General features: G+C 69.3%; 8 protein-coding genes. All 8 read right to left on the reverse strand.

All coding sequences use genetic code 11. The features are described 5' to 3' along the window. Positions 1–26 precede the first annotated feature (26 nt). The 8 genes from NK1_RS18720 to NK1_RS18755 all read right to left on the reverse strand — a co-directional run bounded on the left by NK1_RS18720 (position 27) and on the right by NK1_RS18755 (position 17,472). Positions 27–875 (reverse strand): ABC transporter permease, encoded by an 849-nt coding sequence (locus NK1_RS18720; protein WP_245660652.1) that lies wholly within the window; start codon positions 873–875, stop codon positions 27–29. Next, the gene (locus tag NK1_RS18725) at positions 872–1,657 is read right to left on the reverse strand and encodes an ABC transporter permease (RefSeq protein ID WP_063010314.1); all 786 of its coding nucleotides are present in this window, start codon (positions 1,655–1,657) and stop codon (positions 872–874) included. Before NK1_RS18725 ends, NK1_RS18720 begins: the two co-directional genes overlap by 4 nt. After that, positions 1,654–2,631, reverse strand: coding sequence for an ATP-binding cassette domain-containing protein (locus NK1_RS18730; RefSeq protein ID WP_245660654.1), 978 nt, complete (start codon positions 2,629–2,631; stop codon positions 1,654–1,656). The genes NK1_RS18725 and NK1_RS18730 overlap by 4 nt, the downstream gene beginning before the upstream one ends. Before the next feature lie 76 nt (positions 2,632–2,707). Continuing rightward, complete coding sequence (gene nbtC / locus NK1_RS18735; RefSeq protein ID WP_063906046.1) at positions 2,708–5,752, reverse strand: nocobactin polyketide synthase NbtC; 3,045 nt, start codon at positions 5,750–5,752, stop codon at positions 2,708–2,710. Continuing rightward, positions 5,745–7,043, reverse strand: a complete 1,299-nt coding sequence (locus tag NK1_RS18740; protein ID WP_063010318.1) for a beta-ketoacyl [acyl carrier protein] synthase domain-containing protein — start codon at positions 7,041–7,043, stop codon at positions 5,745–5,747. Before NK1_RS18740 ends, nbtC begins: the two co-directional genes overlap by 8 nt. After that, positions 7,040–7,792, reverse strand: a complete 753-nt coding sequence (locus NK1_RS18745) for a thioesterase II family protein (RefSeq protein ID WP_063010320.1) — start codon at positions 7,790–7,792, stop codon at positions 7,040–7,042. The genes NK1_RS18740 and NK1_RS18745 overlap by 4 nt, the downstream gene beginning before the upstream one ends. 23 nt (positions 7,793–7,815) lie before the next feature. Further along, on the reverse strand, positions 7,816–13,968 hold the full coding sequence (locus tag NK1_RS18750) for a non-ribosomal peptide synthetase (protein ID WP_063010322.1): 6,153 nt from the start codon (positions 13,966–13,968) through the stop codon (positions 7,816–7,818). Between the two features lie 48 nt (positions 13,969–14,016). Next, the gene (locus tag NK1_RS18755; protein ID WP_063010324.1) at positions 14,017–17,472 is read right to left on the reverse strand and encodes a non-ribosomal peptide synthetase; all 3,456 of its coding nucleotides are present in this window, start codon (positions 17,470–17,472) and stop codon (positions 14,017–14,019) included. Positions 17,473–17,479: the final 7 nt, after the last annotated feature.

The following is a 17,479-nucleotide window of genomic DNA, read 5'->3' on the forward strand; positions in this document are numbered from 1 at the left end:
TAACGGGTTGTCCGGAGGCGGACCGGTCAACTCTGAACGGCCCGCCGATAACCGCGAATGGCCATGGCGCCGAAAACCACGATCAGCCCTGCCGACCATGCGACCGTCTGCAACACCGGAACCAGGAGCGGACCACCGAGGGTGAAGTTGCGCATCGCCTCGATGGCGCAGCTCATCGGCTGGGCCCGCACGACCGGTTGCAACCAGCCCGGATAGTTCTGCACCGGTACGAATCCGGAATTGAAGAACATGCCGACCAGCACGACGATCGCGAACAGCTGCACCACCTTGTCGCCGGCGCTGCTCACCCCGACCGCGACGACCAGTGGCGTGAATCCGGCGATCACGATCACCGGCACCAGCAGGACGCCGATCGCACCGCCCCAGCCCTGCTGGAAACGCAGGCCCAGCGCCATACCGACGGCGACGACCACGATGGTCGCCGCGAGCGCGCGGGCGCATTCGGCGGCGAGCCGGCCGGACAGCCCGGCCCAGCGATGCATCGGGAGCACCCAGAACCGGCGCAGCAGACCGCTTTCCCGCTCGGCGTACAACGACATGCCGGTACCCATCGCGCCGTACATGGCTCCGGCGACGGCGATCATCGGCACGAAACCGTAGATCGGGTCGGCCCCGCCGGTGGCGCCGAGGGATTTGTCCAGCACCAGGTCGTACATGAGCAGCAGCAGAATCGGCAGCACCAGCGTGCTGGTGATCACCTCCGGCTGCCGCGACCAGCGCCGCAGCAGGCGACCGGTCTCCACCAGAGTCTGTGAGCCCAGATCGCCGATCCGGTTGCCGAGCACGGGAGAATCGCCCATCACCACCTCGCTCACGGCTGTGCCTACCGGGGACTTTCCGGTCACCTCACTCATGCCCGGCGCCCTTCCGCTCGCACCGCCAGAACCGCGGCCACCACCAGCAGCACCGCGATCCAGATCGCGGCTACGCGGAGTTCGGAGGTGTACTGCCCCGCGGCCAGCCCGCGCAGCGCGTCGGTGATCTGGGAGACCGGCTGATTGCGCACGTACGGCTGGATCCAGCCCGGAAAGCCCTGGACCGGAACGAATCCGGTGGAGGTCATCACCAGCAGCAACTGCGGGCCGAACAAGACCGTGCCGCTGAGTTCGCTGTTGCGGGTGATGGTGCCGAGCGCATCGGTGGCGATCACCAGGGTGGCGCCGAAAGCCAGGACCACCAGTACGAAGACCAGCGCGGAATCCGCGCTGTGGAATCGGAATCCGAAGCTCGTGCCGATGACCAGCGCCCCGGCGAAGGCGGCGACGGCACGCACCAGATTCGCCGACATCCGCGCGGTCACCGGAATCCACGGCGGCACCGGCATCGCCCGCAAGCGTGTGGCCATGCCGCCGACGACCTCTCGTGCCGCCCGGTCACCGGCGAACATGGAGGTGAAGAACATGGCGAAGACCGCGATCAGCGGAAGCAGGTACTGGGCGTAGTCGATACCGCCGGCTTCCATGGAATGCCGCAGCGGCACATAGAAGCAGACGAAGAACACCACGGGCGCCGCGAAGGCCAGCACGAGATCGCCTTCGCGCAGGGCGCTGCGAATCATGCGCCCGCTCAGGGCGGACCACTGCAGACCGGCCGGAACCCGGAACAGTTCCGGCGTTTCGGTGGTCGCCGCGCTCATGCCGATACCTCTTCGGCCGGTTTGGTCAGCTGGATGAAGACCTCGTCGAGGGAGGGGCGGCGCAGCGCGATATCGATCAATTCGATTCCCGCGGTGTTGATTCGGTCGAGCGCCTCCGACAGCGTCACCGCGCCGCCGGGCGCCGGCACTGACACCCGATCCTTCGATTCGGCGATCGTGACCTCGCCCAGGTTCGCCAGCGCGGCGGCCACGGCCGGCACATCCGCGGCGTCGACCGGAACGACCTCGCAGTAGCTGTCGCCGGAGCGGGCCTTGAGCTGATCGGCGGTTCCCTCGGCGATCACCGTGCCCTTGTCGACGACGATGATGTTGTCGCTCAACGCATCCGCCTCCTCGAGGTACTGGGTGGTGAGCAGGATCGTCACGCCCTGTTCCTTGAGCGAGCGCACCAGCGCCCACAGGCTCTGGCGGCTGACGGGGTCCAGGCCGGTGGTGGGTTCGTCGAGGAATACGACCCGTGGCGGGCGGACCAATCCGCAGGCGATGTCGATGCGCCGGCGCATACCGCCGGAGTACTGGCCCACCCGTCGTTCCGCCGCCTCGGTGAGCGCGAACCGTTCCAGCAGTTCCTCGGCGCGCTGCGCGGCGGCCTTGCGCCGCAATCCCATCAGCCGCGCGAAGAGCACCAGATTCTCCCGGCCGGTGAGCATTTCGTCGAGCGCCGCGTACTGCCCGGTCAGCATGATCGACGACCGCACCTGCGCGGCCTGGGTGACGACGTCGAAGCCGGCCACCCGCGCACGGCCGGCATCGGGCCGGATCAGCGTCGACAACACCGACACCGTGGTGGTCTTCCCCGCGCCGTTGGGCCCGAGCACGCCGAGCACACTGCCCGCGGGGGCGCTGAAGCTGATACCTCTCAGCGCACGCACCGGGCCGAAGGTCTTCTCCACGCCCTCGACGACGATCGCGTCGTCCGTATCCGCCGGACCACCCATTGAATTCGACACCATGCTCTCCGTCCGAGCGCCCACCCAATTACTTTGGTAAGGCTAACTTGATTATTCGACCGACTCCACCGCTTCGGCATCAGCCCAGCAGCGCCACCACCTCGTCGAGGGAGGCGCCGCCGAGGATGGCGGTGACGGGGAGATCCCGCCGCAACTCGGCCTCTACCCGCTTGCGCAGATCGAGCGCCTGCAGCGAATCCAGACCCAGCGCCACCAGCGGAACCGAGCCGTCGACGGCCTCGTCCGGCTCCAGCCCCATCACCCCGCGCAGCGCGTCGCGCACGGAGTCGGCGACGTCGCGCGGCACGGCCGGAACTTCCGCGGCGGGCACGGGTTCGGCGGCGGGCTCGGCGACCGGCGGCGCAGGTTCCGGCTCGTCCTCGGGTAGCTCGGCGAACTGCGGCGCGAAACCGAAGACCGAGAACAGGTCTCGAATCCGTCCCCACTGCGCGGCGGCGACCAGAACGTTGGCCGCGCGCGGCGCGAAACCGGCGGCGACCGCCACCGCCGGGTCCATCGGCAGCAGTCCGGTGCCGCTGATGCGGGCCAGCGCTTCGGCGTGGTCGGCGCCGACCGCCCGCCACAGACCCCACTGCACCGACGAGCATCGGATGCCCTCGGCCCGGTAGTGCGCGGCCTGTGCGTCCAGCATCCGGTTGACCGCCGAATAGACCATGTGCCCGCGCCCGCCGAGCGTGGCCGACAGCGAGGAGCACACCACGATGCGGCCGTCGCCGGTGCGCGGGAAGATGCGCGTGAGATTGTGCAGCACAACGAATTTGGCGTCGGCCGCCGCGCGGATGGTGACCGGGTCCGGATCGGCGGCCGCCGCCTCGTAGTCCACGGCGGCGTGCACGATCAGGGTCGCCGGACTCGCGGCGTATTCCGCGGCCAGGGCGCCGAACGCCTCCGCATCACCCGCGTCGCAGCGCCGCACGACGACCTCGGTGTCGTACCGGGCTCCGATCTCGGCGATACGCGCCCCGGCGGCGGCCGTACCTCCGGATCTGCTGACCAGCGTGATCCGGTCCGCACCCGCGGCGGCGAACTGGGCACAGAAATCCAGCCCCAGTTTGCCGGTGCCGCCGACGATCACGACCTCGCGCAATTCCTCCGCACGCAACGGAGCGTCGCCCGCGGTGTCGTCGAGGATCAGCCGTTTGGCGTAGAAGCCGCCGTCGCGCACGGCCAGTTCGGGTTCCGCGGCGATGTGGATCGCACCGAGCAGCGCCTTGGCCGCCGCGGTGGCGTCGACCCCGGCGCCCAGATCGGCATGCCGGAAGGCGACGCCCACGTGTTCGGCCGCCAGACAGCGGAATCCGGCCTGCACCGCGGCATGGAACGGATCCGGCAGATCGGATTCGACGACCTGTTCGCCGCCGCTGGTCACCAGCCAGATATCGCCGATACCGTCCAGGTCGTCCAACCAGACTCGGGCGCCGAGGAATTCGGCGACGTCGTGCACGGGTCCGTCCGCCGACGAGGGCGGGACCAGCACCACCACGGTGTCCGGCCTCGTGCCGGAAACCGGCTCGACGACCGTGGCACCCTGGCGCGGTGCGGCCGCGCGGACGGCCGCCGCGAGATCTTCGTTCGCGCCGGCCGGATCGATCACCGCGAAGGTCCGTGGCGGCACCATCGTTCGCCGCTGCAACCGGGTCCAGGTCTCCACCACCCGTTGCGGGGCGACCGTCGAATCGTCGGAATCGCTGTCGGCGAGCGGCTTGTGCGCGGCGCGTGCGTAATCGAACGGCGCCCACAGCGATTTGGCGCTCATCCGCGTATTGGGGAAGTCGAGCAGCGGCAGTGCGGGCACACCACCGTCGCCGGGTTCGCGCAGCGCCTCCCATCGATAATTCGCGTCGTGCACCGCGACGGTCGCCAGATTGCGGGTGAATTCCCGCAGGTCCTCGGCGGTGCGGCGGGAGGTGCCCAGCGCCTGGAATTCCCGCTGCCCGGGGATTTCGCTCAGGTTCTCCTGGATCGCGAGCATCAGCGTGGGATGTTCGGAGATCTCGACGAAGGTGCTCGCGCCGGCGGCGGCGGCCTTCTTGACGGCCAGGTCGAATCGCACGCGGTTGCGCAGATTCAGGTACCAGTAGTCCACGATCGACAGATCGGAATGCAGCCGGTCGCCGAAGGTGGCTCCGAAACACTCGATATCGGCGTCGAGGAATGCCGCATTGTCCATCTCCGAACTCACCGTGCCCGACAGAGGTTCGCGCGCGGTGGCCACGAAGGAGGTGTGCGCGGGATATTGCACCCGGATCTCTTTCGCGAATTTTCCTGCGGCATTGAGCGTTTCGACGATGTCGACCACAGCGGTGCGTTCACCGGAGATCGCGATGATATGCCGGGAATTGATCACCGACAGTTCCACGAAATCGGCCTGCCGGGCGATCAGGTCCTCGCATTCGTCCCGGTCGACGCCGAGCACCGCCATCGAGTAGCCGGTCAGCTCCATGCTGTCGACGATCTGCGCCCGGGTGGTGACGATCCGCACCGCGTCCCGCAGGGTCTGGGCCCCGCTCACACAGGCGGCGGCGATCTCCCCCTGGGAATGCCCCACCGTCACGCCCGGGGCGACCCCGGCGGCCTGCCACATCGCGGCCACACCGATCATCTGCATGAACAGTGCCGGCTGCACGGTCAGCGCCTTGTCGTCGGCCTGCTGGTCGGCCTCCAGCAGATAGGCGCGCGGCGACCAGCCGTAGAGATCGTGAAAGACCTTGTCGCACTCGTCGACTGCGTCGCGGTAGGCCGCTGAGTGCTCGTAGAGCATCGCGCCCATGCCCGGGCGCTGGCTGCCCTGACCGGGAAAGACGTAGGCCACGCGCTGCGCGGTCGCGGCGCGCTCCGATCGAACCACCGCCGGATGCGGACGGCCGTCGGCCACGGCGCGCAGCGCGGCGATCACATCGGTCTGCGCATCGGCCATGACCAGGGCACGGTGGCGGCGCGGCGACCGGGTGCGAAACAGCATGTCGGCCACGCGATCCGGCGACACCTCGGGATGCCCGGCGAGGTAGTCCGCGATCGCGGCCGCCTCCGATCCCACCAGATCCGGATTGTCGCTGGACAGCAGGATCGGAACGCTGCCGTCGGGCAGGCGATAGCTAGACATGACTCTCCTCTTCGGCCGGAACGGCCAGCAGCGCATGGGCATTCGTGCCCGAGACGCCGAACGACGACACCGCCGCGTAGCGCACGCCGTCGTGCGGCTGCCAGTCCTCGAGTTTCGCGGCCAGCCGCAGGCCGGTGGCGTCCCAATCCACCTTGCCGGTCGGGTTGTCGGCGAAGCGGGTCGGCGCGATCTGTCCGTGCAGACCGCTGAGCAGCACCTTGATCAGGCCGAGCATGCCCGCCGCCGCCTGGGCGTGGCCCAGATTCGATTTCACCGAGCCCAGGCGCGCGGAGCCCGAACCGTAGACGCGGTCCAGCGCCTCGAGTTCCAGCGGATCCCCGACCGCGGTCGCGGTGCCGTGTCCCTCGATCATGCCGACGACCTCGGGCGAAATACCCGCTGCGGCAACGGTCGCGCGGATCAGCCGCTCCTGCGCCCGGCTGCTCGGCACGGCGATCGGTGCCCCCGCGCCGTTGTGATTGACCCGGGTGGCGAGCACCCGGGCATAGACCCGGCGACCGGCCGCACGGGCCCGCGATTCGCGTTCCATTACGACAACGCCCGCGCCCTCACCCCACAGCGTGCCGTCGGCGGCATCGGAATACGGTTTGCACTGCCCGTCCGCGGCCAGCGCGTTGTTCTTGGAGAATTCGAAGAACGCGGCGGGCGAACCCATCACGCACACCGCCCCGGCCAGCGCCCAGTCACATTCCCCGGCGCGGATCGCCGCCGCCGCCATGTGCACCGCCGACAGTGACGAGGCACAGGCGGTGTCGACCACGATGGACGGGCCGCCGAGACCGAGACAGTTGGAGATCCGCCCCGCCACCGCCCCGAGCGCGGCACCGGCCGCGCGGTAGCCGGAGTAGTCGTTGACCTCGGCGCCGTGCGGACCGTATTCGGTCGGTGAGGCGCCCATATAGCAGCCCACCTCGTCACCGTCGATGGCCGCGGGATCGATGCCGGCGTTCTCCAGCGCCCGCCAGGCCACCCGCAGCGCCACCCGCTGCTGCGGATCCATGGCGACGGCCTCGCGCGGGGTGATGCCGAAGAACATCGGATCGAATTCCGCTGCGCGAGCGAGGAATCCACCGGCGTCGCGGACGGCCGCCCAGCCTTCGTGGCGCGACAGGTTCAGCAGTTCGGCGAGCGGCCAGCCGCGGTCGCGCGGGAACGGCCCGGTCAGATCGCGCGCCTGCGACAGCGCCGCCCAGTACTGTCCGGGCGTCTCGATGCCACCGGGCGCCTCGACGGCGAAGCCGCTGACGACGATCGGATCCGCGTCGCTCATGATGTGGTCTCCATTTCCGCGACCAGCAGCTCCGCGATGCCCTCGACGTGGTCGTGCAGATAGAAGTGGCCACCGTCGAACATCGACACCCGCAGGTGCGATTCGGTGTGCTGCTGCCAGCCGTAGAGGTCGCCCATGGTGACGTAGTCGTCGTCGCTGCCGCCCATCGCCTGGACGGGGGCCTGCACGCGCACGTCCGCCGGGCAGGAATAACGGTCGAAGGCGGCGTAGTCGGCCTTCAGCGCCGGGAGCGCCATCCGCATCAGCTCACGATTGCCGAGCAGATCCGAGCCGGTGCCCTCCAGCCCGGCCATATGGTCGAGCAACTGCTCGTCCTCGGTGGGATGGTTCGGCATCTCGGCGACCCGGCCCGGGGGCACCGCACCCGAGACCGCGAGCAATCGCACCGGAACTCCTTCGGATTCGGCGATGCGCACGAATTCGAAGGCCACGATCGATCCCATGCTGTGGCCCAGCACCGTGATCGGCTCGTCGCGATTCCACGGGGAGAGCGCGAATTCGTCGAAGGCGCCCTCGGCGATCTCGGGCAGCGTCTGCAGTGCGGCCTCGCGAGCCCGGTCCTGGCGGCCGGGGTACTGCAGCACACCGACATCGAAATGTTCGCGCAACTGCTTCGAGAAGGGCCGGTAGGTCGATGCGCCGCCGCCCGCGTGCGGGCAGATAATCAACGGCGCGCTCGCACCGCGCGGTGTGTGGAACTGCCGGATCCAACCGGGTGCTGCTGCCATGCTCGTCTGACTCCTCATGTCTGTCACTGCCACATCCGCCGCATCACCAGCAGGCCCTGATCCTCGTCGTCGATCACGGTGGTGTCGGCGACGGCTCGGTCGGGCTGTTCGGCGATGGCGCGCAACGTATTCCGGAAGGCGGTCTCGACGATGCGGGCATCGTCGGCTTCGAAGCTGTCCTCGGCGTAGAACACCACGGCCTGCACGGCGTCGCCGGGCAGCAGGGAATTCGCCGGGAAGATCATCAGCAGCAGGGCGTTGTCGGTGGCGCCGCCGCCCTCGAACGACACCAGCTCCAAACCGCCCTCGCGCAACGAGGTTTCCAGCTCGTCGCGCCCCGGCGGATAGGACTGGAAGACGAACATGCTGTCGAACAGCTTGCGCGCCGCCGGGCCGGATCGTCCCGCCGCCCGCATGGCCGAGGTGAGCCGATACTGGTGGTACTCCATCAGTTCCACTCGGTGCCGTTGCATCTCGGCGAGATGGTCGCGCCAGGTCCGGTCGCCGGCCAGGTCGATCGCGACCGGGATGGTGTTGGCGAAACAGCCGACGGCATGGTCGACGCCGTCGAGATCGGCGGGCCGGCCCGACACCACCTCACCGAACACCGTGGCCTGCTCGCCGGTGACGTACCGCAGCGCGTTGGCCCAGGCGAGCTGGCAGACCAGGCTGAAGGTAGTGCCCTGCTCCGCGGCCAGTTCGGTGGCGCGCGCGACCGTGTCGTCGTCGAGGACGAACGTGCGTCCCTCCGGCACGCCGCCACTGCCGGACGTGCGGGCCGGGGCGACGAGGCACGGTCGCACATCGTCGAGATAGCTCTGCCAGGCCGCCTCGGTGGCCTGCTCCCGTTCCCGGGTGAGGCGCAGGAAATGCGCGAAGGTTTCCGGATCGCCGAGCGGCTGCCCGCCGCGACCGGCGTATTCGGCGAAGATCTCGCGCGGCAGCAACTGACCCGACCAGCCGTCGGTGAGCAGATGGTGCGAGGTCAGTACGACCATGTGGTGGTCGTCGGGGAGATGCACCACCGTCACCCGCAGGAGCGGTCCGTGCGTGAGGTCGAAATGTTCGGCCTGGTCGGCGCGGAAGAACTCCTGCAACCGCTGCTGCGCGTCGGGCAGGTCCGCGAAGTCGATCTCGCGCACCGGGATCGGCATGTGGTCGGCGACCACCGCGTACGGCTGTCCGGCATGGGACACCGAAATCGACACGCGCAGATTGGGATAGCGGTTCAGCACGGTGTCGAAGGATGCGGCCAGCAGCGGCAGGTCGAGTGCGCCGCGCACCCCGATCAGCGTCTGCACGTTGTAGACGTCGTTGCCCGCGGAGCCGAGCGCGGTGAAGTACAGCCCGGCCTGCAGCGGAGCCAGCGGATAGATGTCCACGCAGCCCCGATACAGCGCCTGCCAGCGATCCAGGTCCAGCTGGGACACCTCGTCGGCGACCACGTCGCTGGGCGTGAGGCGGCGAATCGGGTTGTCGCGCACCGTCTTCACGAGCTCACCCAGTCCCTCGGTCCACAGCTGGGCCAGTTCGCCGGCTTCGTCGTCGGACAGCGGTCCCGCCGGGAAGCGGAAGGAGGCATGCAACCGCACGCTGTCGCCGTCGGCCAGTGCCACGGTGTTGATGTCCAGCAGGGCGGGGGCCGGCATGGCCGGATCCGCGTGGCCGCCCAGGTAGCCGAATTCCGGTGCGGCATCCCAGGTTCGGACCGATTCACCGTCGGCGGCGGCGAAGCGGCCCATGTAGTTGAAACTCACCTGCGGCGAGGGCGAACCCGCCAGCTCGGTGCGGGTTTCCGGGTTGAGCCGGCTCAGCAGTCCCCAGCCGATTCCCGATTCGGGCACCGCGAGCAGTTGCTCCTTGACCGCTTTCACCGCGGATTCGACTCGCTCGCCCGCGTCCGGGATACGTAGCGACACCGGATAGGTGGTGGTGAACCAGCCGACCGTGTTGGCCAGATCGACTCCGCTGAACAGGGTTTCGACTCGGCCGTGCCGTTCCATCGTCACCGCCACGGCCTGCGCGTCCCGGTCGCGACGACGGCGGAAGCGGTGGATCGCCACGGCCAGCGAGGCGACCTGGATGTCGAGAAAGTCGCAGCCGAAAGCCGTGGTGGCCGTGCTCATCAGGAACGCGGTGTCGTCCGCGTCGAGGGTGGCGGTGACCTCGCGAACGGTCGCGACGGTGTCGACGGCGGGGTCCAGGGCGCGGCTGCCGAGCAGCGGATCCACCGCCTCCGCGGCCGCGCGCCAGTACGGCAGCGTCGCGAGGACGGCGTCGCTGTTCGCCACGTGCACCAGGCTGGTGTTCCAGGTCTTGACCGAGGTCCCCGGCTGCGGTTCGACCGTCGCGGCCGCGACGCCCCACAGGCCGCGCAGATCGTCGTGCAGAACCCGCCAGGACACACCGTCGACCACCAGGTGGTGGACGACCAGCAGCAGCCGCCCTTGCGTTCCGTCGGCGGAGTGCACCCAGGCGGCGGCGAACATGCGGCCCGCGGCGGGATCCAGCTGCGAGCTCAACTCGGCCAGCTGCTCGTTCAGGCACGCACCCGCGGTGCGATCCCAGTTCTCGTCGCCGATCACGATCTCCGCGACGATGGGCGCGGCGGCCGGCTCGTCCGGTTCCGGGACGTAATAGGCCGTGGCGCCCTGTGGATCGGTTCCGAGCCGGGCACGCAGCATCGGATGGCGTGCGGCCAGCGCCGAGACCACCTCGGCGATCTGCTCACGCGTGCTGTGCGCGGGCGCCACGACCGCGGTGGCCTGGGTGTAGGCGTGGTAGTCGCCGGATCGTTCGGTGAGCAGGGCCGCGATGGGATTGAGCGGGATCCAGCCCGCCGGGCTCTCCGCCTCGACCAGGGCCGGGCCGCCGCTCTCGACGATCGGCTCGCACGCCGCGGCGATGCGGGCGATGGTGCGCGCGTCGAACAGGGCGCTGGTGGTGATCAGCAAGCCGTACTTCTTCAACGCCGACGCCATCCGGATCGCGCTGATGGAATCGCCGCCCAGCGCAAGGAAATCGTCGTCGGCCGCCAGCGCGGTGGTATCGCCGAGGTGCAGCACCGCGCGCACCACCTCCGCGACCGCGGCTTCGGCGCCCGCACGCAGTTCCCGGCCGTGGCCGGTGCTGCCACCGAGATCCGGCTGCGGCAGGGCCCGGCGGTCGAGTTTGCCGTTGGCGGTCAGCGGCAGTGCCGCCAGCTTCACCAGTGCCGTGGGGATCATGTATTCCGGCAAACGTTGTGCCAGTGCGGCTTTGATGCGCTCGGTGTTTGCGGCGTCGCCGCCGGTGGCGAATTCCGAATTCGCTTCGGGCACATAGTAGGCCACCAGCGCCAGGTCATGGCTCTGAGCATTCTGCGGCACGGTGATCGCCACGGCGGAGGCGATGCCGGGTACGCGGCGCAGCACGGTGCCGATCTCACCGAGTTCGATGCGATGCCCGCGAACCTTCACCTGATCGTCGACCCGGCCCAGATATTCCATGCGGCCCTGCGAATTCCAGCGCACGATATCGCCGGTGCGATACATCCGGGCACCGGGCTCACCGGCGAACGGGCACGCCACGAAGGCTCCGGCGGTCAGATCGGGGCGGCGGTGGTAGCCCTGCGCGAGCTGCACGCCGCCGAGGTAGAGCTCACCGATCACACCGGGCGGGACCTGCCGCAACCGCTCGTCGAGCACGTAGACCGACGAATTCCATTCGGGCAGGCCGATGAGCGCCGGTTCGAGCGCAGCGCCGGCCACGGCTTCGGTGTTCGTGCGGCCGGCGAAGTCCTCGTGCATCAGGTCCATCGAGCCCTCGGTGGGGCCGTAGAGGCCGAGCACCGTGCCGCCGAAGAAGCGGCTCGATTCCTCGACCAGCGCCGGCGGCACCGCCTCACCACCCAGGTACACGTACCGCATGGATTGCAGCCGCGCCGGATCCGGTCCCGCGTCGATGAAGGCGCGAACCACGCTGGGTACCAACGAGATCTGCGTGATGCGATGCCGGTGGATGATTTCGGCGAGCGCCTCCACATCGGCCTGCCACCACTGCGGCGGGGGCAGCACCGTCGCCGATCCGGTGCACAGCGCGTTCACCAGTTCGAAGACCGAGACGTCGAAGCCGATCGGCGCCTTCTGCAGGATGCGCTCCTCGCCGAAGCCGAGATAGTCGCGCATCCACTGCACGTGGTTGGCGATGCCGCGGTGGTGGATCACGACACCCTTGGGGCGGCCGGTGGTGCCGGAGGTGTAGAGCAGATAGGCGGGGTCGAGCGGATGCAGGGGCCGCGGCAGTGCGGCCGGCGCCAGCTCCGAGCCGTCGAGTGCGGACAGGCGTTCGACCACCTGCGGGGCGGTGAGATCGATTGTGGCCACATCGGTTTCGACGCGCAGCGCCTTGTCGGCCGATGTCAGCAGCAGCGCCGGTTCGGCATCGCCGAGCATGTACTCGATGCGGTCGATCGGGTAGCTGGGGTCGATCGGGAAATACACCGCGCCGACGCGCAGCACGGCCGCGAACGCGATCGGCAGCCGTTCACTGCGTTCGGCGTAGACACCGACGCGATCGCCCGGCCGAACCCCGTCTTCCAGCAGTAGTCGCGCGAGCCGGTTCACCCGGATATCGAATTCGCGGTAGGTCAGTTCGATATCGCCGAACACCACGGCCGTGCGGTCCGGGTAGGTACGCGCGGAGGCGCGGATCATCGCATCGGCGGTATCCGCCTCGATCGGTACCGCGGCGCCGTGCGACCACTGCGCCAGCGCCGCGCGGTCGGTTGCCGACAGCGTGGCCAGCTCCGAGACCCGCCGGTCGGCGGTCGCGGTGGCGAGCACCAGATCGATGTACTCGTGCAGGCGATCGATCGTGACGGCGTCGAAAAGGTCGGTGCGATAGGTGATCTGGACGTCGGTCCGATCACCGTGCATGAAGGTCTCCACCACCAGTGGCAGCAGGGCGGCGCCGTTGTCCATCAGCTCCCAGCTGGTGGACACGCCCGGCAGCTGAGGGCCGTCGATCTTCTGGTGCAGGAACAGCACCATCGTGTCGAACAGATTCGAGCCGACGTTGCCGGTCGCGGCGTTCACCGCGCGGACGATGCCTTCCTGCGGGAAATGTTTGTGCCCGAACGCGTCGGTGATCACGCCGCGGACCTGGTGGACCAGTTCGGCGAAGCGCTGATCGTCACGGCCGGCGATATGCAGCGGGAGCATATTGCTGAGATTGCCGATCAGCAGCTCCATCCCGGACTCTTCGCGGTTGGCCACGGTGGTGCCGATGACCATGTCGCCGCGACCGGTCATCTCGCGCAGCGCGACGTAGTATGCGGCGAGGAAGACCGAGAACGGGGTGGTGCGCAGCTCGGCGGTGAGGCGGCGCAGCGCGGTGTCGGCGGCCGCGCTCAGCGGGCGATCGCAGCGGGCGCCGCGTTCGGTGGCCGCCACCGGGCGGCGATCGTAGGGCAGTTGCAGCTCCGGGAGTTCACCGTCGAAGCGGCTCTGCCAGAAGCGAATATCCTCGGTATGGTCCTCGGCGGCGAACCGGTCGGCCTCCCATTCGGCGAAATCGGCGACCTGCAACCGCAGCGGCTCCACCGTGACCGGACCGGTCAGTGCCTGCCGGTAGAAGTTCTCCACATCCCGGGAGAGGGCGGGCAGCGTCATCCCGTCCCACGCGATGTGCTGAATCACCACCACCGCGACCAGTTCCGCGGCGGATATCCGGACGAAGGTCACCCGCAGCGAGGATTCCGCTGTCAGATCGAAGGTTTCGCGGGCCGCGGCCTCGGTCAGCTCGCGCAGCCGCTGCCGGGCCTGTTCCTCGGCGAGACCGGAGAGATCCTCCTCCTCCAGCCGGGGCGGCAGGTCGGCGTGGATCCGCTGATAGGGCTCACCGTCGTCATCGGTGTGATAGGTGGTGCGCAGCACCTCGTGCCGCTCGACGAGCGCGGCGAAGGCCGTGCGCAGCGCTCCGGCATCGATCGGCTCGCCCTCGAAGGTCAGCGCCAGGCACAGGTTGTAGGCGGAGCTGCCGGGCGAAATCTGCTGATGCGCCCACACGTAACGCTGTCCGAACGACAACGGCGCCCGCCGCGGATTCCGGCGTACCGGCACGGCCGCGGCGGTGGCCAAACCTTCCTCGGCGAGCCGAGCCGCCATCGCTACCTGCAGGTCTTCCAGCGAACGCATCTGACGAACCAATCTGTCTACAACGAAAACTCGGGGCCGGTGCTGCGGTCAGTTCCCCACCGGGGCGAGGGCCGAATCCGTCCGGGGCACCGGCACTTCGGCGAGCTCCAGCAGAATTCGCGACACCTGCGCCAAGCGACCCGGGGTGGTCTCGTCGGCCTGCAGCCGGGCGGCGATGCGGCGCACGGTCCGTCCGCCGAACACTGCGGTGACTCCGAATTTCTCGACCGCGAGCAGTCCGCGCACCTTGGCGGTGAGCGTGGTGGCCAGGATCGAGTTGCCGCCGATCTCGAAGAAATCGGTTTCCACACCCACGGTCTCGACACCGAGGATCTGCGCCGCGATATAGGCCAGCGCCGCCTCGATCTCGTTCGCGGGCGGCACCGCGGACGCACCGGCATCGGGGGCGCCGGCCTCGACCAGCCGCCCGATCGCGGCCCGGTCCAGTTTCCCGTTGGGAGTCAGCGGGATCTCGGTCACGATCTCGATCAGGTCCGGGATCATGTGCGTGGGAAGCAGATCCCGCAGCGCCGCCCGCAACTCGTCGGCGGTGACACCGACGGCCCGCACCGCGGCGGCCAGCCGGCCGGAACCGGTCACCAGTGCGACGGCCTGCTGGACGGAAGGCAGTGTGGTCAGCGCGGTTTCGACCTCGCCGAGTTCCACGCGGTAGCCGCGGATCTTGACCTGATGGTCGGCGCGACCGAGGAAGTCGACGGTGCCGTCGGGCAGATAGCGGGCCAGGTCGCCGGTGCGGTACCAGCGCAGGCCGCCGTATTCGACGAAGCGCTGCGCGGTGCGTTCCGGGTCGCCGCGGTAGCCGTCGGCCACACTGGTTCCGCCGATCCACAATTCGCCGACGACCCAGTCGGGGCAGTCCTCGCCGCGCTCGTTCACCACCCGCATCGCCACATTCGCCAGCGGCGTGCCGTAGGGCACGGTGGCGCGGTCGGCCGGGAAGTCGTCGGTCACTTCGCAGACGGTCGAGTGGATCGCGGCCTCGGTGGCCCCGCCGAGTCCGGCGAAACGCAGGCCGGGCACCGCGGCGCGCAGGCGGTGCGCGAGTTCGGCGTCGACCCGGTCGCCGCCGGTGACGACCACCCGGAGTGTGCGCAATGCCTCCGCGTCGGCGGCGTCGAGCAGCATCCCGATCAAGCCGGGCGCGCAATTGAGCACGCTCACTTCGTCTTCGGCGATCAGCCGGGCCCACGCCCGGGCGTCGCGCTCGATCTCGGCGTCCACGCACACCAGCGCACCGCCCAGGGCGAGCGGGGCGAAGATGTCGAAGACCGACAGATCGAATTCCAGCGACGACAGTCCCAGCAGCCGAGCGCTCGCGTCCAGGCCGAAAGCGGCGGCGAGGGCGTCGATCGTGTTGGCGGCGGCGCGATGGCTGACCTCCACGCCCTTGGGCTCACCGGTGGATCCGGACGTGAACAGCACGTAGGCGACGGCGTCCGGATCGCTCGCGTAGGCGCGCTCGAGGCGACGGCCGGCCAGCGCGGTGGTCAATTCGACGGCGGTGACGTCGGCCGGGAGCTCGAGCGCCGCATCGGTGAGGGCGATTCGGGCGCCCGCGCGTGCCAGGATGCGGTCGCGTCGCACCGGCGGCTGACCGGTGCCGATCGGCACATAGGCCGCACCCGCGGCCAGCACACCGAGGACGGCCGGAATCTGCCGGTGGCCCTTGGGAATCACCACCGCGACGGTATCGCCGGGCCGTACGCCGGCATCGGTGAGCGCGGCGGCCACCGCGAGCGCCTGATCGGCCAGATCGCCGTAGTCGCAGACGCCTCCGCGCCAGCGCAGGGCTTCGGCCTCCGGCTTGCGCCGGGCCCGGTCGAAGAACTCACTGTGCAGCGTGCGGGCCTGCCAGTCGGTGAAGGTGTCGTTCACCCGCTCGCGCACCGCACGCTGTGACGCCGGCAGCTCGATCGACAGCGGTGCGTTCCAGTCCGCACCCGGCTCGGCGAGAGCCAGCAGCAGGCGGCGGAATTCGGCGAACATCGCCGCGACCACGCCCTCGGGCATGGCATCGCGGCGCACATCCCAGTTGACCAGCAGACCGCCGGCCAGTTCGGCGACCTGCGCGTCGAGATCGACCTGCGGGCCCTGCGACAGAATCCACACCGGCTCACCGAACAGCGCGGTGACCCGGTCGGAGAAGAGCTCCCCCAGGTCCAGGCCGGAAGTGAAGACCACCGACGGCGTCACCGGACCGCCGCGCAGGCGGCCCAGATCACGCAGCACATCCAGGCCCTCGTACACCGAATGCACAGCGCAGGTGTGCAATTCGCGTTGCAGGCGCTTGGCGCGGGCGACCATCGATTCCGGCGCGCGGGCATCGACGTCGACCAGCACGGAATTGGTGAAGTCGCCGACCACCCGGTCGATATCGTCGTGCAGCGGCTCCCGATCGAACAGCGGGACGTTCAGCAGGAAGCGCTGCCGCGCGGACCAGCGTGCGATGGCCTCGGCGAACACCGTGGCCAGCGCCACCGCCGGGGTGACACCGTGGCTGTGGGCGAGCTTGTCGAATCCGGCCTTGGCCTCGGGTTCGAACCAGTGGTGCAGCCGGATGCTGCGGCTCGGGTCGGCGCGCTCGTCCTCGGCCAGTACCGGCAACGACGGGATATCGGGCAGGTCGGCCAGTCGCTGCTCCCACCAGGCCTGGGCCGCCGAATTGTCCGGCGTGTGGCGCGCTCTGGCGTCGAGATATTCGCGGAAGGTGTAGCCGACGGTATCGGCCGGTTCGGCGTCGCTGTCGTAGAGCGCGGCCAGATCGTCGAGAATTCGCCGGTAGCTCAACGCATCTCCGGCAAGCATGTCCACATCGACGTGCACGCGGTGGGCGCCGCCGGGCAGCAGGGTGAGGGTGATGTCGACGACCTGGCCGGCCTCGACATCCATCCGCTGATGACTCTTGTCCTGGCGCAGTCGTTCCAGTTCCGCATCCGGATCGGCGGCCGCGCGCAGATCCTCCACCCGGAACACCGGGAGCAGCGGCTCGGGCAGCACGCGCTGCGTGCCGGCGTCGGTGAACTGCACGCGCAGCTGGGGATGACGCCGGACCAGGCGTTCGACCGCACGGCCCATGCGCTCGGCATCCAGTTCGCGGCCGTCGAATTCGACGTAGAGATGGGCGGCGACACCGCCGAGCCGCTGGTCCTGGCGGCGGCCCACCCAGTAGGCGTGCTGCATGGTGGCGAGGGGGAATTCCTCGCCGTCGGCGAAGACGGTGCCGGCTTCGGCCGAGGCGGCAGGAGGGGCGGGCGCGGGTTCGGGAGTGGCGCCGAGCAATTCGGCCCAGGCGGAAATCGTGGGCGCGAGTGCGAGTTCGGAACTGCGGACCTCGTGACCCTGTTTGCGCCAGCGTCCGGCCAGGCGCATCAGCTTCATCGAATGCATGCCCAGGCCGACCAGATCGTCGTCGTATCCGATTTCCTCGGGCCGGATCCCCAGCTCCGCCGCCACGATGTCACGAACGTCAGCCTTGCCGAGCATCAGACAA

The organism is Nocardia kruczakiae NBRC 101016 (genome assembly GCF_001612965.1).
GTDB classification, from domain to species: domain Bacteria; phylum Actinomycetota; class Actinomycetes; order Mycobacteriales; family Mycobacteriaceae; genus Nocardia; species Nocardia kruczakiae.

Bases quoted from the DNA above. Each gene is read 5' to 3' on its own strand.
- NK1_RS18755 (WP_063010324.1), bottom strand. From the start codon at position 17,472: ATGCTCGGCAAGGCTGACGTTCGTGACATCGTGGCGGCGGAGCTGGGG.
- NK1_RS18745 (WP_063010320.1), bottom strand. From the start codon at position 7,792: ATGGCAGCAGCACCCGGTTGGATCCGGCAGTTCCACACACCGCGCGGT.
- NK1_RS18750 (WP_063010322.1), bottom strand. From the start codon at position 13,968: ATGCGTTCGCTGGAAGACCTGCAGGTAGCGATGGCGGCTCGGCTCGCC.
- NK1_RS18725 (WP_063010314.1), bottom strand. From the start codon at position 1,657: ATGAGCGCGGCGACCACCGAAACGCCGGAACTGTTCCGGGTTCCGGCC.
- NK1_RS18730 (WP_245660654.1), bottom strand. From the start codon at position 2,631: ATGGTGTCGAATTCAATGGGTGGTCCGGCGGATACGGACGACGCGATC.
- NK1_RS18720 (WP_245660652.1), bottom strand. From the start codon at position 875: ATGAGTGAGGTGACCGGAAAGTCCCCGGTAGGCACAGCCGTGAGCGAG.
- NK1_RS18740 (WP_063010318.1), bottom strand. From the start codon at position 7,043: ATGAGCGACGCGGATCCGATCGTCGTCAGCGGCTTCGCCGTCGAGGCG.
- nbtC (WP_063906046.1), bottom strand. From the start codon at position 5,752: ATGTCTAGCTATCGCCTGCCCGACGGCAGCGTTCCGATCCTGCTGTCC.